This is a genomic window from Vibrio sp. B1FIG11, from assembly GCF_905175335.1.
Taxonomy (GTDB): domain Bacteria; phylum Pseudomonadota; class Gammaproteobacteria; order Enterobacterales; family Vibrionaceae; genus Vibrio; species Vibrio campbellii.
The window spans coordinates 2,626,111-2,646,718 of sequence record NZ_HG992751.1 but is presented as its reverse complement, the minus strand read 5'-3'; the positions used below and the strand labels follow the sequence as shown (position 1 = coordinate 2,646,718).

Below are 20,608 nucleotides of genomic sequence, written 5' to 3'. Positions count from 1 at the left end.
AAATATGTTAGATCAAATGATGAAATCTCTCGCGGCAACGCTTGGGGTTGGGGATTTTATTGCCTCAAATAATGGTTCCTACGATATCGAAGTCGACCAGATGCTGCTTAACATTCGGCAGCATTCATCATGGGTCTTGTGGGAAACCGTGCTCCCATTTCAGTTTGAACAGCACCTCGATTACCAAAAAGAGCAGGCACTCAAGCATTGTATGCAGCTCTCTTTGAAGACACTGCGAGATACGTGCAGCACATTGACGGTGAATGATAACGAACAGTTGATTGTGCAAGGAAAGATGAACATGGAAAGCGCAACCGCAGAAGCATTATGCGCTCAGCTCTCCCAACATGTGAATTTGGTCGAGCAGTTTAGTGGTGTGCTAGAGCATCAACGCGTTAATCATACCGTCAGCCACAGTATTTGGATTCCATAATGCTTGCCGTTTTAAAAAAACAACTTCGCCGACTTGTTTGGTCTGTTGCATGTACTTTGAGTTTGTTGTCGGCATTGCCTTTACACGCATCAGAGTTGGATTGGCCTGATCAGCCGTTTCGTTACTATGCGGACAACGATTCTTTAAAAGAACTATTGAATAACTTTGGCGCTAACTATCGTGTTTCTGTGTCGGTCAGTGACAAGGTCAATGATCGAGTCAGTGGTCGATTTACGCCAGAAGACCCAGCCGAGTTTCTTGATTATCTAGCACAGGTCTACAACCTGATGTGGTACTTCGATGGCGCGGTGTTGCATGTGTACAAAGCGACGGAAACCCGTTCTCGGCTGCTACAGCTTGAACTTCTGACGGCCCGTGAGCTGCGCAGTACTCTGATATCGACAGGGATTTGGGATTCTCGCTACGGTTGGCGTGCGGCAGAGAACAAAGGGCTGGTTTATTTAGCGGGCCCACCTAGATACGTGGATTTGGTTGTGCAAACGGCCGAAGCGCTGGAAAGCCGATTGGTTCAAAAGTCGAACTCTACTGATGAGCTGTTTGTTGAAATTATTCCTTTGAAATACGCCTCGGCGACGGACAGAGAAATCACTTATCGCGATCAAGCGGTGACGGTGCCGGGCATTGCATCGGTATTGAGCCGGGTGTTGTCGGGTGTGCAAACTCAGATCAAGGCAACCAAAGAGAGTGAAGAAACGGACATCAATGCGGCTGCAACCACGACGAAGAATGTTTCTGTACACGGCGGTGCGTCGGTTGAAGCAGAGCCAGGTTTAAACGCCATCATAGTGCGTGATACGCAAGCACGTTTGCCTTTGTACCGTAAGTTGGTCGCTCAGTTGGATCAGCCACAGTCGCGAATCGAAGTGGCACTCTCGATTGTCGATATCAGTGCGAACGATTTGAGCCAATTGGGTGTGGATTGGCGAGCGGGTATTGAGGTCGGAAACAACAGTATTTTAGACATCAAAACCACAGGTGACGTTGATGGTGGTGATGTGACGCTAGGCAGCGGGCAGACCTTTAAGTCACTGCTTGATGCGACCAATTTAAACTACTTGTTGGCTCAAATTCGTTTGTTGGAATCTCAAGGTAGTGCTCAAGTCGTGTCTCGACCGACTTTGCTAACTCAAGAAAACGTTGAGGCGGTTTTGAACAACAGCAGTACTTTCTACGTCAAGTTGATTGGTAAAGAAACGGCGGCACTTGAAGAAGTGACCTACGGTACCTTACTGCGAATCGTCCCACGTATTGTCGGAGATCGATTTGTTGAAAGACCCGAAATCAATCTGAGTTTGCATCTTGAAGATGGTGCGCAAATTCCAGATGGCGGTGTTGATGATGTGCCATCCATCCGCAAGACAGAGATCAGCACGTTGGCGACTGTGAAACAAGGGCAGAGCCTACTCATCGGTGGTGTGTACCGTGATGAAGTTAGTCACCAACTGCGTAAAGTGCCTTTGTTAGGGGACATCCCATACCTTGGTGCTTTGTTTAGAAGTACCACTGATACCACCAGAAGAACGGTGCGCATGTTCATTATTGAGCCGAGAATTGTTGTCGATGGCATTGGTGACAACGTGCTTATCGGTAATGAGTATGACTTAAGACCGAAGCTCGGCACCTTGAACAATATTTCAAATAACAGTGCAGAGCTGAAATCGGCACTCGCGCTCTACAGCTGTACATCTCAAGTACAAGCGGAGCGTCATCAGCAAGATCTATTGTCACAGGGCAAATCTTCGCTGTTATCACAATGCGAGCTGCCTTCAGGGCAAAAAGGATGGCGAGTGCAAATCAAAGAGTGTGATGGCTCAGAGAATCATTGCGTTCGACCATTAGAGGAGCAATAGCCTCAATGCAGCAATGGAAAATTCGTATTCTCTCTGGTGTTCATGCCGGAGTAGAGGTGACCTTACCCAATGATTCATTGGTGTTGGGGAGCGATGACTTTACCGCCGACCTTGTGTTGACCGATTCGGACATCAAGGCGAGTCACCTTGTATTGGTATGCGATGGTGATACCGTCTTACTGCGTGATTGTGATGAGGTTTCGATCAATAACGAGAGCGTTACCGTTGACGCTAATGGGATTGAATTATCACGCAGCGCCTTGGTTTCGGTTGGCCGCTTAACGTTTGCAGTAGGGCACCTTGAAGATGACTTGGCGATCGATATCACGACGGAAGCCGCAGATAAACAAGCGGCACCGGTCAGCCATAAACCGTCATCAGGTTGGAAGAGAACAGTTTTGATCGGCTTAATGTGCAGCCTGATCCCAAGCGTGATATTTGCCGGTGTTTGGTATAGCCAAATCCGAGCCAGCGACAGCGATGCCATCACGGAAGCGGAGCCCATCGTTTTAGTGCGCAATATTCTGAGCGAATTGAAGCTCGATGATGTGCGAGTTGAATGGAATGCCACGGCAAGGCAAGCAGTACTGGAAGGGTACGTCGAGGATAGAACCGCAAAACTGCAACTGTTGGGAAGAATTGACGCGCTAGGGATCAACTACAAAAGTGATCTGCGAACCATGGAAGAGATTCGTCGTGGCGTGCGCTTTATCTTGCGTAACCTCGGTTATCACCAAGTCAAAGTTGAGAATGGTGAAGAGACAGGCACGCTGCTCTTAACGGGGTACATTGATGATGCGAGCCGTTGGAGCCAAGTCGAGCAGATATTAGAACGCGATGTCCCGGGGCTGGTCGCTTGGAAGGTCGAACTGCAAAGAGCGGGCGCCTATATGGATACACTCAAAGCCTTGCTTGAAAAAGCAGAGTTACTAAAGAAAGTTCAGTTAGTAACAAGTGGCGATCGTATTGAAGTTCGCGGTGAGTTGGACGATATCGAGACCACTCGCTTCTATGGCGTTACGAGGGATTTCCGTGAGCAGTATGGCGAGAAACCTTATTTGGTTTTGAAGTCCATTCCTAAAGTAAGCAAGGGAACCAACATCGATTTTCCGTTTCGTAGCGTGAATTTCGGCCAAGTCCCTTATGTGATTCTTACGGACAATGTTCGTTACATGGTTGGGGCTCGCACCCCTCAAGGGTATCGCATTTCTAGCGTCACCCCATCAGGAATAGAGCTGGCGAAAGGCGGGCGAGTGATCACGATCGATCTAGGGTATGAAGGTGGAAATACCAATGACAAATCTTGAACAACTACTACAAAGCGACTCAGGGCAGGAACAGAAAGAGGCCATTGTCCTCAAGTTCAAGCAAGCGCAATCTGCAGTTAAGCGCCAGCTCGATCTTGGCTGTGCCCCCCATGAATATCAGTTGCTACTCAAACAGCATGAGGCGTATCAAGCAGCCTTAACTGTAATTGAAACTTCCAAACAATAAATAACCCAGAGGCGACACCTATGTCATTTTATGATTCGAGCAAAAGCGTCAATCTCGACGACGTTAAAGCCAAATTATTGGACCAATCAACAGCTGCGAATGAGAAGGTTACTGAAGCAATTAAAAACCTAGAAACCAACGCCGACGACCCATCAAAGCTGGCTGAATTGCAGCACACCATCAACAAATGGTCGGTGGTTTACAACATCAACGCGACCACAACTCGTGCAATCAAAGACGTGATGCAGTCGATTCTGCAGAAGGTGTAAGTTATGGATAAAGACATGCGTTTGCTGCTGGCCGAAACGGCTTTGATGGCAACCGGTATGCATCGCCACGAAGAGGCAGAGACAATTGCGTCTTGCCTCGAATCCCAAGGGGATACCGAAGAAGTTGTGGCAATGATTCGTTCTATGAGTTTGATGAATCGTGGTCGCTACGAAGAGGCGCATCGCCTGCTTGAACCTGTGTGCGTGAACTCTCCTGACTTAGTCTGCTTAGCGGCTCTGGCGGCGGGTAAAGCAGGGTTAGCGAGTAAAGCGGAATCATGGCTGGCGATGGCTTCAAAAGGCAGTGAAGAAAACCAAGCCTTTGTGACGAGCTTCTCTCAGGATATCAGGAACCTTTAATGAAGGTTGACAACAACTCGCTCAACTATGCGCTCAGTCAGGTTCAGCAGCCAGCCAGAGTTGATCCGCAAGAGGCAAACAAGATGAGCCGTTTGATGAGTGAAAGTGCATTAGACAGCGGTGCATCAGAAAGCAATTCATCAAACAAGAGTGCATCACCAGTGCAAAAAAGCACGGACATCGTCTCTCAGTCTGAGGCCAAAGTGACGGCAATTAAAGAGTGGTATGAAGCGCTCAAGAGTTCCGGAAACTTTAGCTCAACGGCACTTAGCCGCTCACTTGACGGAGCGCTTACTTCTCCAAGCGAGCAGAAAGAGGCGTTGTGGTATGCGCTTAGCCAGGAAAGAAGCGTAAAAGGCACCGATAAAGCGTCTCCAGAATTACTGGCTTCACTCGAACAAGAGTTACTGGGCAGCTTTTCTGGACGTTTGCTCGCCGATCCTCCAAAAGACCGTGAGGAGCTAAAAGTGCTGCTGTCTGAGCATTTCCCTCTGGGGGCGCAAAAGGAACAAGCACTTTGGCATAGCTGGGCCGAGTTGAAAGACATTCCTGATCAAGAGCCATTGTTAGACATGGTTCGGGAAGAGTTGAGCTTTGTTATACAAATCAACTCGATGGTCAAAAACATGCTGACTTACAGCCACAAACTAGAGCTCTCATAGGAACGCAGATGATCAATACGCAGTACACCGAAGTCATGCAGACGAATCTAGAGCAAGTGCAAGATGCGCAAGCTCAGGATGGGCTTAGCGAACGTTTCGAGCAAGCGATGTTGGCCCCGGAAGGAAACAATGGTTTAGAAGGTGGTTTGTTAGAAAACATAAGCGAACTGAAAAATACCATCGATAACGCAAAAAGCAGTTTAACCGACAGTATGAAAATGGTGGGTGACGATCCTGCTCAGCTTTTGCAAATGCAATGGGCGTTGACTCGAATTACCTTTCAAGAGGAACTGATCGCCAAGACGGTAGGTAAAACGACGCAAAACGTAGAAACACTGTTAAAGGCACAGTAGTCACAATGAAGTCAGTCATCACAAGAAAAACAATGCGTGCAGTAAGCATGTTACTGGTTCTATTTTTGGTGGGTTGTCAGACCGAACTTTACACCGGTGTAAGCCAGAAAGAAGGCAACGAAATGTTGTCAATCTTACTTTCTGAAGGTGTCGTCGCCACCAAAGAACCGGATAAAGACAACACCGTCAAGTTGATGGTAGATAACGCACAAATTGCGTTTGCGGTTGATGCGCTTAAGCGCAAAGGTTACCCAAGAGAGCAGTTCTCGACACTAAAAGAAGTCTTCCCGAAAGACGACCTGATTTCGTCTCCGCTTGCAGAGCGAGCGAGACTTATTTACGCGAAGTCGCAAGAGCTGTCGTCCACATTGTCACAAATTGATGGTGTGTTGGTCGCTCGCGTTCACGTGGTACTTGAAGACCAAAATCTTCGTCCTGGTGAGCGCCCAACGCCAGCATCGGCATCTGTGTTTATCAAGCATGCTGCGGATGTCGCGTTGGACTCTTATGTCCCTCAAATTAAGCTGTTAGTAAACAACAGCATCGAAGGGTTGAACTACGATCGTATTAGCGTGGTGATGGTGCCATCTTCGGAAGTTCGTGTGGCGTCTCAAGGTAATCAATTCGAAAGCATTTTGTCGATTCAAGTGACCAAAGACACCGCAAGCCATCTGATTGCTATCCTTGTTTTCTTGGTACTGCTGATCATTGGCTCTAACGCAGCAACGTTTGCTTGGTGCCGCAGGAACGTGAAACGTGGTTAATTCCGAAACGCCAGTTTCCCAAATTCAGCATCAGTTTAACTATTGCCCTTGCAGTTATATTGACGAAAGTTGGGTAATGGAAAAACAGCCTTGGTTGTTAAAACTCCAAGGCTGGAGAAACCAAGCGGCCATCAATCAGTGGTGTATTGAAGACTGGTCGTTGTCGCCAATTACGGATCATGCTTTTAATCATCCATACAACAGTCTGGCTTTACTGCCTGTAGAGGCAACAAATCGGCTGCTGTTGATGATTGGCGGAATCATGCATTGCCAAGCGATGCGCCAAGTGGTGCTAAAGCAACCTAAACAATGTCTTAATCAGGTCTTTGGAGTGGATGAAACGCGTTTTTTGATCCAACAAGGATCGATGATGATTTCCAACTGGCCCAGCGGTTGGCAAAAGCCACTGCCAACCAGCCTCGATGAAAAAAGCTTTGAAAAGGCAGCCCGAGAACTGGGTTATTTATGGGTCACGTTCTTACTGGCAAAGTCACCATCAGAGCTAGTGCAACGATGGCAATTTAAGCTCGATCGTCAACTGACGCGGACGGAACGCAGTGCAGATTGGTTGGATGACGCGCATCGTGATCTCGCATATCGACTTATCAAGAAAATCGCAAAACAGGTAATTCCTCAATGGTTTCATTTGTTGAAATAAAAACCGACAACTTGCAATTGGCGCCGGGCTTAAAAGTGCTCAAAGCAAAAGACTATGTGAGTTACTTAGATTCGCAGCATTTGGTTGAGGCGGCGCACTCAAAAGCAGAAAGCATCATTGCGAAAGCGGACGAAGCCTATGAGCTAGAAAGGCAGCGAGGTTATCAGGACGGCATCGATCAAGCGAAGATCGAGAACGCCGAAACTATGCAGGCAACACTTGCTCGATGCAACGAGTATTATTTGCAGGTCGAGCAAAAAATGACAGGCGTTGTGCTCGATGCCGTCAGAAAGATCATCAACAGCTTTGATGATGTGGATACCACAGCAAGTGTCGTGAGAGAGGCGCTCCAGCTCGTCAGTAACCAAAAGCAAGTGATTCTTCATGTGCATCCAGAGCAGGTTACTGAAGTGCGGGAGAAGGTTTCCTCCATACTCAGTGATTTCCCTGAAGTGGGGTACGTTGAAGTCATTGCCGATGCGCGTTTAAAAAACGGCGGCTGCATACTGGAGACCGAGGTCGGTATTATCGATGCGAGTATCGACGGTCAGCTGCAAGCGCTCAAGCAAGCTATTACCAAGCAATTGAGCGAACGCCAGCAGATACAGCTTTAACGCGTTTATTTTTGCTCTCCGAAAGCCCAGCCATGCTGGGCTTTTTTATTTTCAGTGGCTGGTTATTTCTAGATTCAGCATCAATTTCCTCTCACTAGCATTCAACTGAAAGCCGTAAGCGCTAGCCGATAAAAGGCGCCCTAAAAACTTCTGACCAAAAGTGATATATGGCGAATGCCCTTGCGCTTATCGTTTTGATTACTCAATACGAAAAGGGATCCTCGCAATGAACAAAGAAGAAATCATAAACAACTGGCTATCCGACTTATCTGGCGGGCAATGGCAGCTTTTGAATGGTCAATGTAACTTAGTTGGCGAAGATGGCATGCATTACGCCACGATTTTCAATTATGAAAACCGCATGGTGGTCATGTTCCCTTTGTCACCAGCCAAGCAGCCTGAGGGGGGAATATCACCTTCTAAACTGCTGGCGCTGAATTCTCACCCCGATGTTGTCGGCATTGCGTCGTTCTCGTTAGCCGCTGACAACGCCACTGTTGTACTCAATTTTGCATTGCCGGATGAGTCTGTGGTGAATAGCGATCTCAATGTCTTTTGGCAAAATGCACTCAGTTTACGCAGTGCCTTGTTTGATGCGATCACTGAATCCACTGCGGGGTGATCGATGCAAACAACGATTCGAACAGACGGCGCGGCAGGCACTGCGGCTTTGCTGTCCTCACAGCAGACACTAAGCGCGGCAAGCACCGCGGATAATACCTCTTTAAGTCAGGTTTCATCGGTCTCCGTTTCCTTAGTCGGTAATCAACCGCCGCTGAACACGCAACCAGTCCCGATGCCACCATTGCGTCAGGCCGAGGAAGAATTTAATCACGCCATCATGCGTGCTGCCCAGTATGAAGGTAGCATTGAAAATTTAGTCCGAGACAAGGTAAATGCGCAGTTTCCAACAACCTCTGACGCGGTGAAAAACCAGATAGTCGCTCAGTCGGTGGAAAAGATTGCAGAAGCCAACCAAGCATTTGAGTTTAACCATTTGGGCAATGACCTGCTGCAGAGCCCTGCCGTTGAGTACATGTCTCAATCGTTTTTGCGTCGGATCCTAGAAAACGTAGCGATCGCTCAAGCGAAAGATCCTTCAGTGCCAGTAGCAAAGACAAATGAAGACGCCGGCATCGGTTTTCTGGACGGCTGGAGTGATGATGACGCTAAGTGGGCAGAACAGCTCAACAGCGTACTCAAGGATCCTAAAGCCAATGCTCGGGTACTGACCACATTAGCTTATAGCCATTTGAGGGTATTTCGTGATCCTTCACGACTTAAGATGATGGGCGATGCTGTGAATCAGCCGCTGCTGATTGCTAAGGAAGCAAACCAAAGGCTGAACATTTTCCACTTACACGGTGAAGGGGCGCAGCCAGAGATCTCGACGCCGACCACCACCCAGCCCCACGGTTGGGCATGGCTTAAGTATGCCGATTGGAATACAAGTGAAGTGCTCGGCAACAAAACTGGCAATGACTTTATCGGCAGTCGTCAAAATGGCGACCCTCACAAAGGGACCGGATTCAAGTTTCAAAGAATGCAGGAGGCTATGAAGCCTGCGGCTTATCACAATGACGCCGTTGCTTTAAAAGAGCGTCCAGAACATGAGTCCGGCTATGGTGGTTTCGTTATCAATGACAAAACGTTAACCACGATTGGCGAGGATAAACCAATCTCGGTCAACTGGCGCCAACAAAACATGGATAAGAAGTTACCTATGTTTGCGGGGCCATCCAGTACCACCTCTTTTATGTACGAAGTGGCACGCCTTCTCAAAATGCCTGCTTCTGAAGCGCAAGCCTTTCGAGCCTTGCTGTTGGGGTGGATGATTCAGCCGCGTGATCACAGTTTTACAGAGATCATGGGAGCACTGGATGCTTATGCAATGGAGCACAATGACCACGGTGCTGCGACAGTAGACAGTGATGGCATGATGGCGTGGCAAGCACGTGAGACGGGCAATTGGCTTGGTGCTTACGAGGGGCTGATAACCCAAGACATCGACTTACCCGGTATGGATGCCAAGACAATCACACTAAATGGACAAGAGGTTCATCTACCCGCAATTGAACCGGTGAAAATGAGTGTCGAAGAGTTCGATCAATCTGTGACTCAAGGGAAAGGCTACCCATCACAATATGCAGGGAGTGAGTATCTTGATGTTCTGGCGCAGGCCGCGCAGAGTGATCAAGAAGCAGACGATACCTTTGGCCTAGCTTCAGAGAAAATTCACTACGCTCCGCAAAATATGAATGACTTGAAGTTATACAATACCGAGCAGCGAACCATGCCGGAATTGCCTGAGCGAAAACCGTCAGGGCTACCATTTATCGATGGTGTTAAAGCGGAAGCATTAGGCAACTGGTTGGAGGGTAAGTCTCCTGCGCAATACCAACAGCTTCTCAGTAATGCTGCGTCTTTGTTGGCGGAATCTTCACAGGAAGGATCGCTAAGTAATGTTTTTCGTTACGGTGAGCGTAATGACGTGTGGGAAACCTTTCGCACGGTAGATAAGTCGAACATGCTTGATGCTCAGTTGGTGCTAAAAAACAAACCTGATCACCAAGATGCGTTGGCCTTTTTACAGGATGTCGCGAGTAGCAAAGTCACACCAGCTGAACGCCAACAAGCGGTATTAGAAGCCATTGGTGATGATGCAAATAACCAAGCAACGCTGATCAACGCGATGCTGCTGGCGACGACTCGATTCTATACAGGGAATGGCGCGAATATTATCAACCCAGGCTACGGCGATTTTGCTCCACCAAAGAACGAGAGTGAAATGGAAATGCGTCTTCAATCGTTCCTAAAACGTAATCAATACACAAGTTCTGCTGAGCGAGCGCAGGCGAAGAAAGAGTATCGCCAGAACGTGGATATGTTGCAGGCTGCGATAGACTCTCCAATGTTTGAACGATACTCCGGTAAAGTCTGGCATGGCTGTCACACCAGTGTTGCTGATGCGGCATTAGAGAAGGGAACTGGTTTTCAGTTTCCTGGCTTTATGAGTACAACGCGTGCTCCAGACGTGGCACAAAGTTACATGGCGAAAGGTGCGCTTTTGGTCATTAACCCGGCGTCAGACCTCGGGGTGAATATTGAACCCATCAGTAATGCGGAAGGTGAGAGAGAAATCTTGGTTCCTGCAGGGACGTCTTTTACTGTGGAACAAAGCTACACCTTACACCTGGAGAAAGGTTACCCGCCTTCAGCCAATACGGTGATGAAAAAGCTAATTTACGATGCAGAAGTGGCTACGGGGAGCCGCAAACCTCATGTGACCATACGTATAACGACGCCAGAGATGGATAAAGCGGGCCTAAGTGGTCAAAGCGATCCAAAAGGAGAGGCAGAGCTTGCTGACCTGATTGATCGTATTAAGAAAAATCCCCCGAACATGGAAGAGCAAACCAAGGTTGTGGTACTGAGCCGAGAGTCCAGTGCACCAAGCGCCAATACAGCGAATGCGGATAAAGCGGTAACAGAAGCCTTTAAACCAATGTACTCTGGTGGCTTTGTTTAGCCAAATGCTCAACTACTCAAGTAAGTTTATTCAACTCGAGGTCTCTCAACAGTTTTAGCTTGCTTGAGACTGAAACAGTAAAGCTCAGCACACCACGCTGAGCTTTTTCTCATTATGTGTCTTATCATAAACGGCTTAAAATGAAAAAAAGCCGACCATATCTAGCATATCCACCCATCTGTATTCAGCATAATAACCCCATCAGCCAACACTCTGCGCTTATCTAAACCGCGGAGATGTAAATACTAATAAATACAAAAATAGGAATGTAAATCAGATGGTCAACGGATTTATATCGACCCTTCTAAATGACTTTGCAAAGCGTTACCAAATAGAAACGCTGGAATTTGATGAAGAAGGTTGTTGCCGCTTAATTATTGATAACGAAGTGGCGATTACACTTCGATCAAATGAAGAGAAGCTAACGCTTATTGGTTTAATTTCCGGTGATAAACCACATCCCGATGTTTATTTTAAACACATGAAGGCAGCATTAACAAAAGATGAACCCTACGTCTGTTGGGATGAAGATGCTGGCTACATCGGTTTTATTCACATTCATCAAACGATGTTAACTGAGACATATTTTGAAACGTCGATTGCTCAATTTGTTGATTGGTTAAAGCTGTCAGCAAGTCCGCAGGAGCAAGCGGCGCAAGAACAGAAACAAACACAGACAATAGATGCGGCTCAATTTGCCACATTAAGGGTATAAATAATGATCAGTTTTGGAAACGTAAGCGCACTTCAAGCGGCACTTCCGCAAGCGCGAAATGAGATTCTAAGTGAAGGCAAACTCAATGTTGGTGGCAAGGAATATAAGGTCGATGCAGATACTCAGCAGTTTGTTCGCTCAAACCCAAGTAATAGTGCAGTCGCTCGATTCTTTGAAGCAACGGGTAAGCTATTTAGAGAAGGCAACACAGACTCAGTAGCGAAAGCGATTACGAAATCGGTATTCGATAATGAGCTTGGACAAGCTCAGCGCTTGCAAACCAGCTCTTCTGTTGAGCACGGTCAAATGCTGTTTAAAGATGCCAGCCTTAAAACGCCGGCCGATGTGTTAAATGCCTTTAGCCGACTTGATGCTCAGGCGATTAAGTCAGACAGTGGTGAACTTAACCAATTGGCTGAGCGCGCGATGTCAGTAGCGCTATTGGATACGAAATCAGGACAGGACTTGAAGTCACAAATTGGTGAGGGTGCAACAAAAGCATTAGCTAGCAAAGTGGTTAAAGCTTTTGGTGGCGGTGCGATGGGCGTGAAGAACAACCCAAATACCGCGATGGGCTTGGAAGTTGTATTTGAAACTGAGGTTAAGAACTTAAAAGCGGCACAAGCACATATTGAAGGTTTGGCAAACACAGATTTGAGTTCGGGTGTTTATGCGGATTCGCTAGCGGAAGATAAGTTCAATAAAACGGGCACGACGAACAACCTTGAGCGCGCGGCGGCTTGGATCATTAACGCATCGACTTCGAAAGGAAACGATGCAGATAATATTACCGCGCTTCTCAAAGAATACGCGGCCAATGATAAAGACTTGCTGAACATGGATAACTTAAAAGAGCTTCATGCGCGAGCGGTGCCGAATATTGAAAGAGATTACCGAGGCCCAGCGACGGCTGGTGGCGCACTTCCATCAAGCATTGGTGGTGAAGGCATGCTAAAACAGCACATAGAGGGCTTTTTGAAAGAAAACCCAGTGGCAGATAAAGATCTTGGTAAGCAGTTGTTTGCTGGCGTGATTGGCTACCATGGCTTCACGGATGGTAACGGTCGTATGGGACGTATGCTGTATGCGATTGCTGAGCTGAGAAACGATTCATTTACGCCTCTCGCTTTAAGCGCAGAGCTTAGCCTTCACGGGATTAAGTAAATATTCACTCCATATTTAGAGCGACGAAAGTCGCTCTTTTTCGTTGTGAGTTATATATAAATATTGGAGTGTGAAACCGAAGTAATAAGTTTTTATTACTGGTTTTGATATTTTTCCTTGAATTAATAAATTAAACTTATTGATGTATTATTATCTTTAAATGTCTTGTTTAAAACGGATTTTTATATTTATTCCGCTAGGTTTTATTTAGTTATTGATTTCTATTATTTTGTGCAGTAGTTCGCGAGAGGTAATGGAAAACAACAAAATAAAAGCCAATTTCGATATCGAAAAATCTCTATTTACGGTTTACTAGATAGAGTAAATAGAGGGAATTGCAATGAATACACTACAAGTTCTATTAAATGAGTTTTGTGAGATAAATGAGCTACCGCCACTTAACTTTTCTGAAGAAGGTCGCTGTCAATTATTAGTTGATGACCGCTATGTTATTTATTTTAGCGCATCAGATAACAACGAACTTATTCTGTCCGTGGCTTTTGGTGGACTCGAAAAAAGTGGTGAGCTGAGGGTGAAAGGCCTTGAGCTCATAGCTCATGCCAATTACTTCGCCATTGCAGAAGGGGCCCTAACCTTGTCACTAGCACCAAATGGCAGGCAGATTGTTCTTGCTGGCAGGAAGCCAGTAGAGCACTTAGATGCCGCGAGTTTGTCAACTTGGTTCCATGCGCTCAATGAGCAAGCTCAGCTCTGGCAAGCTCGATTTGCAATGCTAGATCAAGACATCACTCCATTACCCAACACACAGCAATCTCACGTACAGACCCTTCGAGTCTAAGGAGTTAATCCATGGTAAATCCAACCAATAAAATCAGCCAAAGCCCGGTCCCTAGCTTAGATCAATTTCGCTCTGTGGCGGCGCAAAAAGATGACCGAGTGATCAGCAAGCGTGGCAAGGTAAAAGAGCCGTCGACCTTCCATAAAGGGCAAAAGTTTGCGGCAGTGAGTGAACATTTACTGCGCTCCAAATACCCAAAGTACTTTCAAGAAAATATTAAGACTCATCTTGATTTAAAGCAGGCGTTATTAAAACAAGAAAAGCCAGAGACGGCATTGTTAGCTTTCTCCCTTGTCAGCCCATCAGGGTACCGAGGTGAACCGCTGACGGAACGAAAGATCCTTGAAGTAGTGAACTTGTTGGAAGAGGTTAAGATTGACGGTAGCGCTTATGAAAACCTCAAAGGTACGTTTGATTCGATCAGTCACGATCCTCGCTTACAGGTGAGCCTCGAAAAACAACATCCAGGGAAAATGGATGGCTTTGGTGCAGAACTGCTTGAGATGGCAAAGGAGAAGCTCAAAGGCACTGGTGTGAATGCGGCGATTAACCTTGCCTTGCCGGGCGTTGGATTGCTGGTGGCGACAGGTCGTGAGTTGCACAAAGCAGCGGTAAATGGCGATGCAGAGGCTTACCATCATCAATTGGATCAAATTGCGCAACTGCCCGGTCGTGATCAGAGACTTGCCTTGCCGATGCAACAAGCCTTAGCACACGGGCACGCCACCTTGTCGACTGAAGGCGCTGTTACAGCAACATTAGGGATGGCTACAGGCAGTCTTGGTGCTTTTGGAGTTAACTCTGTGGGAACGGCGGGTGTGCTACCTCTTGCAAAAGAAGCAATAGGCAGTGCTGCGGCATCTGGCTTAATCAGTGGATCTGGTTTTGTGGCAGGTCAAGCGGGCTCATATGGTTTGAATAACGAAGCTCAAAAGGCGCTGCGCCAAGACCCCATATCTGGTGTACTGCCGCGTGTTGAAGTATCTAACAGCAAAGGAGATTTTACCTTTAGCATGCAAGAAGCCGCATCAGTACGTGCTTTGATGGCGTATTTAGGTCCAAAAGAGGACAAGTCGATGACGTCTCCTCAGGCGCCGAAAGAAGCACAGGAAATGGAAACGGCACGATTAACGCTTAAGAAGATGTTGGGCTCTAATGCCAGTGAACACTTGGTGCCTGATGTGGACTCCATGCTTAAATTAAGTGCTGAAGATGCGCCGAGCAGAATGGAATCAGAGGCGAATGGAGCCTTTAAAAATCTGCTCAGTGAAGAATGGAGCTGGTTAATGCCAGCAGTCAGAGCGATTGACCAAGGCAAGGCGCAAGACATCAATGAAATGTTGACCTACACAATGCCTCTCGAAGCTGAGAACGGGCTAGTGTACTTAAAGAGAAGCCCGAACCTGAGTGAAGGTCAACTGTCAGCGTTAGAGAAGCTTGGCTCACCAAGCCAGTTAAGATTGATGTACTTAGCAGAAGGCTGGATTTAATCCGTTGACTTTAAAAGAAAGATCACGGCGAATCCTAATTAAGAAGAAAAACAAAAGGGAGCAGATGCTCCCTTTTGTTCAGTTAAATTCCTTAAAAAACAGTGCCAATGCCTGTTCCTGTAAAGACAAAATAAACCCGTTTCCCGTTATTCCTCAGACTGCTCAAGAGACGCAACCCAACGCAGGATCTCAGCGGTGGCTTCAATAAGATCGCCTGGAATGTACTGGTTTAACTGACCATCGGCATAAAGAGCACGTGCGAGTGGTACTTTTTGCATCACAGGGATGCCTTCTTCGTGGGCTATCGCGATCATACGTTTTGCCATCGCATCGGTTTCTTTAAGGGTTATCACAGGCAGCGGCGTTTCGCCCTTTTTGTAGTACAAACCAATAGCGATGTGGGTTGGGTTCGTGACCAACACATTCGAACGTTTAACGTTATCTCTTTGGTTCGAAGCTTGCAGCTCTTGGTGCAACTGACGACGCTTACTCTTGATTTCCGGGCTGCCCTCCATCTCTTTATATTCGCGTTTAACTTCGTCTTTAGTCATCTTTAGTTGCTTGGTGTGGTCGAACTTTTGGTAAGCGTAATCGGCAGCTGCAATCACAATAAAGCCGACGGAAGAGATGATCATGAGTTGTTTCACCAATACGCCGGTGATGGTCGGTACACACTCTAATCCGCATGTCGGGATTTGCAGTAGCGTGTTTAAGTTGCCTTTCAGTGTTACCCAAATGATGCAGGAAAGGAGCGAGACTTTAAGAATTGACTTAATAAACTCAATGATGCTCTTTAGCGAGAAAATTCGTTTTGCCCCTTCTACAGGGTTGATCTTTTTGATATCTGGTTTGACGGATTCACCACTAAACAGCAAGCCGAATTGCCCCATGTTCGACATGATGGCGATCAATGCCGCCACGATCAGGATCGGTGCCAGCAAGTAAACCATTTCTTTGGCGATGGCGATGGCTACGTCAAGCAACGCATCCTGAAACCCTTGATAAGCCAACTCACTCGGCAGCAAAAGTAGAGCAGAGATGTGCGACATATAGTAGTCAGCAAAGGCGAATAGGACGGCAATGAGGGCTAGGATTAACGCCGATGAGACGACTTCCTGACTTTTAGCGACTTGCCCTTTTTGCCGGGCATCCCGAAGTTTTTTCGGGGTGGGGAGTTCTGTTTTTTCTCCGCTCATTGCTCTTCCTGTCTGTTATTACCAAATGGTATTGAGCTGTTCTCTGAACAGTACGATGTCAGAGAAAAGGGCTTGAAAGTGGTCCATCATCAATGCCAAATAAACAATCAATAGCACGCTGGCAATGGCACTTTTGATCGGCATGGCTAAAGAGAAAACGTTCAGCTGTGGGGCGAATCGGCTAATCAGTGCGAGTCCAAACTCGGCAAGGAACATGGCTAAAACCAAAGGCGCAGACATCAATACGCCAAGCCACATAAGTTGCTCGAACTGAGCGTAGAAAAAGCGCACCCATTCCTCAGTGACGGTTGGGAAAAAACTAATCACAGGCCACGACGAATAGCTGTTAAACAGCGCATAAATAAAAGCGACAAAGCCACCGCCGGAGAAAAACAAGGTGATCAGTGTTTGAGTCAATAGCACAGCCGTTGGCGTTGACTGAGAGCCGAGAGTGGGATTAAACATACTTGCCATCGCAGCACCACGTTGGTTATCCACTAGAAACCCTGCCGCCTCAATAGCCCAAAAAGGGATTGCTGCAACAAAGCCAATCAGCATACCCAATAGTACCTCTTTGCCTAAGATGACCATCAACCAAATCCCGTCCGTTTCTGCGGGCAGGTCTTGTTGGTTGATCATTGGGAAGATAAACAGCGCAAGCGAACACAAAACACCATTTCTTACCAAGGTGCCACCGAGCGTTTGTTTGTTTAAAATCGGCAAAAATATAAAGCAAGCCATTAACCTAGGGAGCGTCAAGCTGTATAGGAACAGGGCCTGGTGCAAATCATCGTAACTCATCGTATTTGCGGGATTTTATCCAAGGTCAAGGTAGCAAATGAATGCAGTTCGGCGCCCAGCCATTGAGTGGTAACAAATAGGGTTATGATGACGGCGATCAGTTTGACGACAAAGCCTAACGTCTGTTCTTGTACTTGTGTTAGCGCTTGGACGAGAGAGACCAAGGTACCGACAAGTGCCGCAACCAAAATTGGCGGCAGCGACAAGAACAGAACAAGCGTTAGAGCCTGAGTGGTAAAGTGGATGATTTCAGCCGGATTCATGCTTCTCTCCTCATTATCCGTAACTGAGCACTAGGCCATGGGTCAACTTGGTCCAACCGTCTAGCAACACAAAGAGCAGTAGTTTGAATGGCAGTGAGATGGTCATTGGCGAGACCATCATCATGCCCATGGCCAGCAAGATGTTGGATACGATCAGATCGATAGCGATGAATGGCAGGTACAACAGGAAGCCAATCTCAAACGCTCTCGTTAGCTCACTCACGGTAAAGGCGGGGAGCAACAACAATAAGCTGTCTGACTCCAAACGGTCGACGTACTTTTGTGGCCACAAGGTTCTTGCTGCATCGGTAAAAAAGACCGATTCAGTTTCACGGATGTGCTTTTTCAAGAACTCACGGTACGGCTGCAATCCACTCTCGATTAAACCTTCGATGCTCTCCGAATCTTCAAGTGAGATTTCGTGCTGGGTCACGTAGTCATAGGTTTCAAACCCCACTGGCGCCATGATGAAGATCGACAGAATGATCGCCAATCCGTACAAGGCCATATTGGGTGGAATTTGTTGTACACCTAATGCGTTTCTTAGCAGAGAGAAAACCACGGCCAGTTTAACGAAGGAGGTCGCCATCATTGCAATGAAAGGAATCAAAGCAAGAAGGGCGAGTGTAACGATGAGGTTCAGTTCATCAGGTAACTGGATCATGCTGGCTCCTGACTGCCGCCAAACAGTTCGAGAACGCGGACACCCAAGCGTTCATTAATGTTCACTAGTTCGCATTCACCAATGATTTTGCCGTTTGCTCGCATGGTGACTGGGTTAGAAATTGGCTGGTTAAGCTCAAAGGTAAAACCCGGTTGCAGCGCGTTAAGCTGTTCTAAAGTAATGGTTTGCTGACCAACATCGAAAGTCAGTTCAATTGGCAATTGCTGGTGGTCGGTCAGTGCTTCAGAGCTGTTGATATCGTTCATATTGGTTTCTTTTTCTTGGATATGGAGTGTCGTATTGTCGAGTTGGCATCGCCAAAGGTTGTGATTGGAGACCTGAAGCAGCACTTGGTGTTGCGCGATGTAGCAATCGTCGAAAAACACCACGTCGCCCAGTTCAAGATGCTCAAATTGACTGAGTGCCAAACGTGTTTTGCCAAAGCTCAACCAGAAGGGCAGTGCGATGTTTTGGCTCAGGTAAGAGGGTGCTTGTGGCAGAGTGTCAATCAACACATCCCGACCTTCGTGGACCCACAGGCTAAGAGAGACATCATCACGATTGATGGTGAGCATCAACACGTTTTCTTCTGGTGCTGGCTGCTCATGAACTTGCAGCTTGCTTAATACCGGAAGTTGTCCAAATAAGCGCTTAATCATGTCGGTGTAGGGCTCAATTTGGCTACTGAGCAACGCCAATTGCAAAGAGTTTGGCAGTGATTCAAATGCCGTCGAGTCAAGAATGCCATGCAACCATTGCTGTAATTGCGCACCGCTGAAATCGATTTGAATGGTTTGTCCACCGATGAGTAGCGTTAAACGATAGCCAGAAAACTCCGGCTTTTGGCCAAGCGTGACCGATAAGCTATTGCTCTGACTATCTTGAAAGTGACACTGTTTTGCGCACAGTTGATTACTGAGAGCGATGCTTGAAGGCTCGACCTTTGGGAAATCTAATATCATTATTCGTCCTCAGGTTTCCATTCATCGTAAATGCTGCGTTGTTGTCGCGAGCGTTGTTGGTCTTGTTGTTGGTTCATCTGTTCGCTGACTGCAATTCGAATCGGTTGGTCGATACCTAAACGTTGCAGACGCTCGGTCAACTCTTGCTTAGCCGTTTGGTTGATCAGCGAAAGAGCGTGCTCTTGCTTAATCAGCACGCTGTAGCCAGAACTGTCTTGCTTGATGGAGATCTCGCCACCTTTTAATTGGCCTTCATTCAGAAGCAGGCGAACTTCTTTCTCGTTTGCTGAAGGAAGAGACACGTAGATCTTATCGACTAACTTATTTATCAATTCGCTTACGTCTTGAGCTCTGTTCTGGGGCGCGTGTGTCTCTACATTTTTCAGGATGATGTCGCCTTGCGCTGTTGATTGGCTTAGGTTGGCCGTCGGGTGAAGCTTAGCGTCCGACTCTGAACTTGGATGACGCAGTTCGATGTGCTTCACTGCTTTAACCTTCTCTTCAAGCGCGGACAATACGGCTTTCGAGTCGACAATTTTCGAGTCCACAATAGCAGCAGCGTCTTTTGCCGCAGGGTCGAGTTTATGAGCTGCGGCATCTAACTTATGCAGTTGGCCTTGCAGCACACTCTGCACGGTTGATGGCTCAGTTTTGTTCCGTAGATTGGTTTTGTTACGCAGATTAGCTTGGTCAGTCTGAATCGGTAATACCTGATCCTTTAGAGCGTTAGGCAAGCTGGTCATCGGTATTTTAGGATCACGAGACGACCCACTATCTAACGGTGCCGTGCTTACCGAGCTGACTTGCTTATTGTTCGAGCCTTTTTCTTCCGCGGAGTTAGAAGCCAACGGCTGTGATTTATCCGTTTCTTTACTTCCTACCGCCTGCTCGATTAGAGAGTGTGGCTTTACAGGTTTAGCGGTATCTGAATGTGGCTCTTTCGCAGGGCGCTCTGAAGTCTCGCTATGGCTCCCTTCGTTTTTTTGCTGAGCGCGTTTACTTAACACATCGATAGCCGATTTCTCCGGCTGTGATTTATCCGTCTCTTTACTTCCTACCGACTGCTCGATTAGAGAGTGTGGCTTTACAGGTTTGGCGGTATCTGAATGTGGCTCTTTCGCAGGGCGCTCTGAAGTCTCGCTATGGCTCTCTTCGTTTTTATCTTTGTTGTCCATTACCTGCGCGGTTTCTCTTTCTGAGAGATCGTGACTTGGCTTTTCTGGATGCAGACCAGCGTCTGACTTCTCATTAGCAGGCTGATCTTTCAAGTTTTCAGGATGCTCTTGGCCACCCTCGATCTGCTCTTTCCCCGACTCAGGAATAGCACTGCTGACCTTGCCTTTGTGCTTCATGCCATCGAGCTTATCTGCGTTCAATACAGCAGCGAATAAACGAGAGGTCTCTGACTCATCTTCGCTTTCTGCTTGCGTTGGCTTAAGCGCATTATTAAAGCGAGATTCAAGCTCTTCTGAGACTTGGTTGACCGGCCTCTGTTGAACCTGTTGCGGACGTTCAGTTGTGTTTGGATGATCGTTTTTGACTCGCAT

The 20,608-nt window shown here is 47.2% G+C and carries 23 protein-coding genes; 17 read left to right on the top strand and 6 right to left on the bottom strand.

The window, feature by feature from the left end; translation table 11 throughout:
• Positions 1 to 4 precede the first annotated feature (4 nt).
• The 17 genes from KHO06_RS12215 (at position 5) to KHO06_RS12135 (ending at position 15,175) form a co-directional block, all read left to right on the top strand.
• Positions 5 to 433, top strand: a complete 429-nt coding sequence (locus KHO06_RS12215; protein WP_005426227.1) for a YscB family type III secretion system chaperone — start codon at positions 5 to 7, stop codon at positions 431 to 433.
• Positions 433 to 2,304, top strand: coding sequence for a type III secretion system outer membrane ring subunit SctC (gene sctC / locus KHO06_RS12210; protein WP_212581673.1), 1,872 nt, complete (start codon positions 433 to 435; stop codon positions 2,302 to 2,304). The genes KHO06_RS12215 and sctC overlap by 1 nt, the downstream gene beginning before the upstream one ends.
• 5 nt (positions 2,305 to 2,309) lie before the next feature.
• Positions 2,310 to 3,611: a type III secretion system inner membrane ring subunit SctD gene (gene sctD / locus KHO06_RS12205; protein WP_212581672.1), complete on the top strand. Its 1,302-nt coding sequence runs from the start codon at positions 2,310 to 2,312 to the stop codon at positions 3,609 to 3,611.
• Positions 3,598 to 3,798, top strand: a complete 201-nt coding sequence (locus tag KHO06_RS12200) for an EscE/YscE/SsaE family type III secretion system needle protein co-chaperone (RefSeq protein WP_212581671.1) — start codon at positions 3,598 to 3,600, stop codon at positions 3,796 to 3,798. The genes sctD and KHO06_RS12200 overlap by 14 nt, the downstream gene beginning before the upstream one ends.
• Positions 3,799 to 3,818: 20 nt before the next feature.
• Positions 3,819 to 4,067 (top strand): type III secretion system needle filament subunit SctF, encoded by a 249-nt coding sequence (gene sctF / locus KHO06_RS12195; protein ID WP_212581670.1) that lies wholly within the window; start codon positions 3,819 to 3,821, stop codon positions 4,065 to 4,067.
• A 3-nt stretch (positions 4,068 to 4,070) separates the two neighbouring features.
• On the top strand, positions 4,071 to 4,427 hold the full coding sequence (locus KHO06_RS12190; RefSeq protein WP_212581669.1) for a YscG family type III secretion system chaperone: 357 nt from the start codon (positions 4,071 to 4,073) through the stop codon (positions 4,425 to 4,427).
• Positions 4,427 to 5,089, top strand: a complete 663-nt coding sequence (locus tag KHO06_RS12185; RefSeq protein WP_212581668.1) for a YopR family T3SS polymerization control protein — start codon at positions 4,427 to 4,429, stop codon at positions 5,087 to 5,089. Before KHO06_RS12190 ends, KHO06_RS12185 begins: the two co-directional genes overlap by 1 nt.
• An 8-nt stretch (positions 5,090 to 5,097) precedes the next feature.
• The gene (gene sctI / locus KHO06_RS12180; RefSeq protein WP_005426285.1) at positions 5,098 to 5,442 is read left to right on the top strand and encodes a type III secretion system inner rod subunit SctI; all 345 of its coding nucleotides are present in this window, start codon (positions 5,098 to 5,100) and stop codon (positions 5,440 to 5,442) included.
• A gap of 17 nt (positions 5,443 to 5,459) precedes the next feature.
• Positions 5,460 to 6,206 carry a type III secretion inner membrane ring lipoprotein SctJ gene (gene sctJ, locus KHO06_RS12175; RefSeq protein ID WP_212582476.1) on the top strand — a complete coding sequence of 249 codons (747 nt, stop codon included), beginning with the start codon at positions 5,460 to 5,462 and terminating at the stop codon, positions 6,204 to 6,206.
• Positions 6,199 to 6,864: a SctK family type III secretion system sorting platform protein VscK gene (gene vscK / locus KHO06_RS12170; RefSeq protein WP_212581667.1), complete on the top strand. Its 666-nt coding sequence runs from the start codon at positions 6,199 to 6,201 to the stop codon at positions 6,862 to 6,864. Before sctJ ends, vscK begins: the two co-directional genes overlap by 8 nt.
• Complete coding sequence (locus tag KHO06_RS12165; RefSeq protein WP_212581666.1) at positions 6,843 to 7,478, top strand: HrpE/YscL family type III secretion apparatus protein; 636 nt, start codon at positions 6,843 to 6,845, stop codon at positions 7,476 to 7,478. Before vscK ends, KHO06_RS12165 begins: the two co-directional genes overlap by 22 nt.
• A gap of 226 nt (positions 7,479 to 7,704) precedes the next feature.
• Positions 7,705 to 8,100 carry a hypothetical protein gene (locus KHO06_RS12160; protein WP_005426189.1) on the top strand — a complete coding sequence of 132 codons (396 nt, stop codon included), beginning with the start codon at positions 7,705 to 7,707 and terminating at the stop codon, positions 8,098 to 8,100.
• A gap of 3 nt (positions 8,101 to 8,103) precedes the next feature.
• The gene (locus tag KHO06_RS12155; RefSeq protein WP_212581665.1) at positions 8,104 to 11,007 is read left to right on the top strand and encodes an ADP-ribosyltransferase; all 2,904 of its coding nucleotides are present in this window, start codon (positions 8,104 to 8,106) and stop codon (positions 11,005 to 11,007) included.
• A 277-nt stretch (positions 11,008 to 11,284) separates the two neighbouring features.
• Positions 11,285 to 11,722 carry a CesT family type III secretion system chaperone gene (locus KHO06_RS12150; RefSeq protein ID WP_212581664.1) on the top strand — a complete coding sequence of 146 codons (438 nt, stop codon included), beginning with the start codon at positions 11,285 to 11,287 and terminating at the stop codon, positions 11,720 to 11,722.
• A 3-nt stretch (positions 11,723 to 11,725) separates the two neighbouring features.
• On the top strand, positions 11,726 to 12,886 hold the full coding sequence (locus tag KHO06_RS12145; protein WP_212581663.1) for a VopS family T3SS effector adenosine monophosphate-protein transferase: 1,161 nt from the start codon (positions 11,726 to 11,728) through the stop codon (positions 12,884 to 12,886).
• 340 nt (positions 12,887 to 13,226) lie between these two features.
• Positions 13,227 to 13,685 (top strand): CesT family type III secretion system chaperone, encoded by a 459-nt coding sequence (locus KHO06_RS12140; protein ID WP_212581662.1) that lies wholly within the window; start codon positions 13,227 to 13,229, stop codon positions 13,683 to 13,685.
• An 11-nt stretch (positions 13,686 to 13,696) separates the two neighbouring features.
• Entirely contained in the window at positions 13,697 to 15,175 is a 1,479-nt protein-coding gene (locus KHO06_RS12135; protein WP_212581661.1) for a CesT family type III secretion system chaperone, read from the top strand.
• Positions 15,176 to 15,321: 146 nt separating this feature from the next.
• Here KHO06_RS12135 and sctU read toward each other — a convergent pair whose 3' ends face one another.
• From sctU to KHO06_RS12105, 6 genes are read right to left on the bottom strand one after another with little or no spacing between them, the layout of a single operon-like run.
• Complete coding sequence (gene sctU, locus KHO06_RS12130; RefSeq protein WP_038866876.1) at positions 15,322 to 16,371, bottom strand: type III secretion system export apparatus subunit SctU; 1,050 nt, start codon at positions 16,369 to 16,371, stop codon at positions 15,322 to 15,324.
• 18 nt (positions 16,372 to 16,389) lie between these two features.
• Complete coding sequence (gene sctT / locus KHO06_RS12125; RefSeq protein ID WP_005426270.1) at positions 16,390 to 17,172, bottom strand: type III secretion system export apparatus subunit SctT; 783 nt, start codon at positions 17,170 to 17,172, stop codon at positions 16,390 to 16,392.
• Positions 17,169 to 17,435, bottom strand: coding sequence for a SctS family type III secretion system export apparatus subunit VscS (gene vscS / locus KHO06_RS12120; RefSeq protein ID WP_005426136.1), 267 nt, complete (start codon positions 17,433 to 17,435; stop codon positions 17,169 to 17,171). The genes sctT and vscS overlap by 4 nt, the downstream gene beginning before the upstream one ends.
• A 13-nt stretch (positions 17,436 to 17,448) precedes the next feature.
• Positions 17,449 to 18,099, bottom strand: coding sequence for a SctR family type III secretion system export apparatus subunit VscR (gene vscR / locus KHO06_RS12115; protein ID WP_005426130.1), 651 nt, complete (start codon positions 18,097 to 18,099; stop codon positions 17,449 to 17,451).
• Complete coding sequence (gene sctQ / locus KHO06_RS12110; RefSeq protein ID WP_212581660.1) at positions 18,096 to 19,061, bottom strand: type III secretion system cytoplasmic ring protein SctQ; 966 nt, start codon at positions 19,059 to 19,061, stop codon at positions 18,096 to 18,098. The genes vscR and sctQ overlap by 4 nt, the downstream gene beginning before the upstream one ends.
• Entirely contained in the window at positions 19,061 to 20,608 is a 1,548-nt protein-coding gene (locus KHO06_RS12105) for a type III secretion system needle length determinant (protein ID WP_212581659.1), read from the bottom strand. The genes sctQ and KHO06_RS12105 overlap by 1 nt, the downstream gene beginning before the upstream one ends.

Excerpts from the sequence above, each read along its gene's own strand:
- KHO06_RS12215 (WP_005426227.1), top strand. The coding sequence starts at position 5 with ATGTTAGATCAAATGATGAAATCTCTCGCGGCAACGCTTGGGGTTGGG.
- sctC (WP_212581673.1), top strand. The coding sequence starts at position 433 with ATGCTTGCCGTTTTAAAAAAACAACTTCGCCGACTTGTTTGGTCTGTT.
- sctD (WP_212581672.1), top strand. The coding sequence starts at position 2,310 with ATGCAGCAATGGAAAATTCGTATTCTCTCTGGTGTTCATGCCGGAGTA.
- KHO06_RS12200 (WP_212581671.1), top strand. The coding sequence starts at position 3,598 with ATGACAAATCTTGAACAACTACTACAAAGCGACTCAGGGCAGGAACAG.
- sctF (WP_212581670.1), top strand. The coding sequence starts at position 3,819 with ATGTCATTTTATGATTCGAGCAAAAGCGTCAATCTCGACGACGTTAAA.
- KHO06_RS12190 (WP_212581669.1), top strand. The coding sequence starts at position 4,071 with ATGGATAAAGACATGCGTTTGCTGCTGGCCGAAACGGCTTTGATGGCA.
- KHO06_RS12185 (WP_212581668.1), top strand. The coding sequence starts at position 4,427 with ATGAAGGTTGACAACAACTCGCTCAACTATGCGCTCAGTCAGGTTCAG.
- sctI (WP_005426285.1), top strand. The coding sequence starts at position 5,098 with ATGATCAATACGCAGTACACCGAAGTCATGCAGACGAATCTAGAGCAA.
- KHO06_RS12165 (WP_212581666.1), top strand. The coding sequence starts at position 6,843 with ATGGTTTCATTTGTTGAAATAAAAACCGACAACTTGCAATTGGCGCCG.
- KHO06_RS12160 (WP_005426189.1), top strand. The coding sequence starts at position 7,705 with ATGAACAAAGAAGAAATCATAAACAACTGGCTATCCGACTTATCTGGC.
- KHO06_RS12155 (WP_212581665.1), top strand. The coding sequence starts at position 8,104 with ATGCAAACAACGATTCGAACAGACGGCGCGGCAGGCACTGCGGCTTTG.
- KHO06_RS12150 (WP_212581664.1), top strand. The coding sequence starts at position 11,285 with ATGGTCAACGGATTTATATCGACCCTTCTAAATGACTTTGCAAAGCGT.
- KHO06_RS12145 (WP_212581663.1), top strand. The coding sequence starts at position 11,726 with ATGATCAGTTTTGGAAACGTAAGCGCACTTCAAGCGGCACTTCCGCAA.
- KHO06_RS12140 (WP_212581662.1), top strand. The coding sequence starts at position 13,227 with ATGAATACACTACAAGTTCTATTAAATGAGTTTTGTGAGATAAATGAG.
- KHO06_RS12135 (WP_212581661.1), top strand. The coding sequence starts at position 13,697 with ATGGTAAATCCAACCAATAAAATCAGCCAAAGCCCGGTCCCTAGCTTA.
- sctU (WP_038866876.1), bottom strand. The coding sequence starts at position 16,371 with ATGAGCGGAGAAAAAACAGAACTCCCCACCCCGAAAAAACTTCGGGAT.
- sctT (WP_005426270.1), bottom strand. The coding sequence starts at position 17,172 with ATGAGTTACGATGATTTGCACCAGGCCCTGTTCCTATACAGCTTGACG.
- vscS (WP_005426136.1), bottom strand. The coding sequence starts at position 17,435 with ATGAATCCGGCTGAAATCATCCACTTTACCACTCAGGCTCTAACGCTT.
- vscR (WP_005426130.1), bottom strand. The coding sequence starts at position 18,099 with ATGATCCAGTTACCTGATGAACTGAACCTCATCGTTACACTCGCCCTT.
- sctQ (WP_212581660.1), bottom strand. The coding sequence starts at position 19,061 with ATGATATTAGATTTCCCAAAGGTCGAGCCTTCAAGCATCGCTCTCAGT.
- KHO06_RS12105 (WP_212581659.1), bottom strand. The coding sequence starts at position 20,608 with ATGCGAGTCAAAAACGATCATCCAAACACAACTGAACGTCCGCAACAG.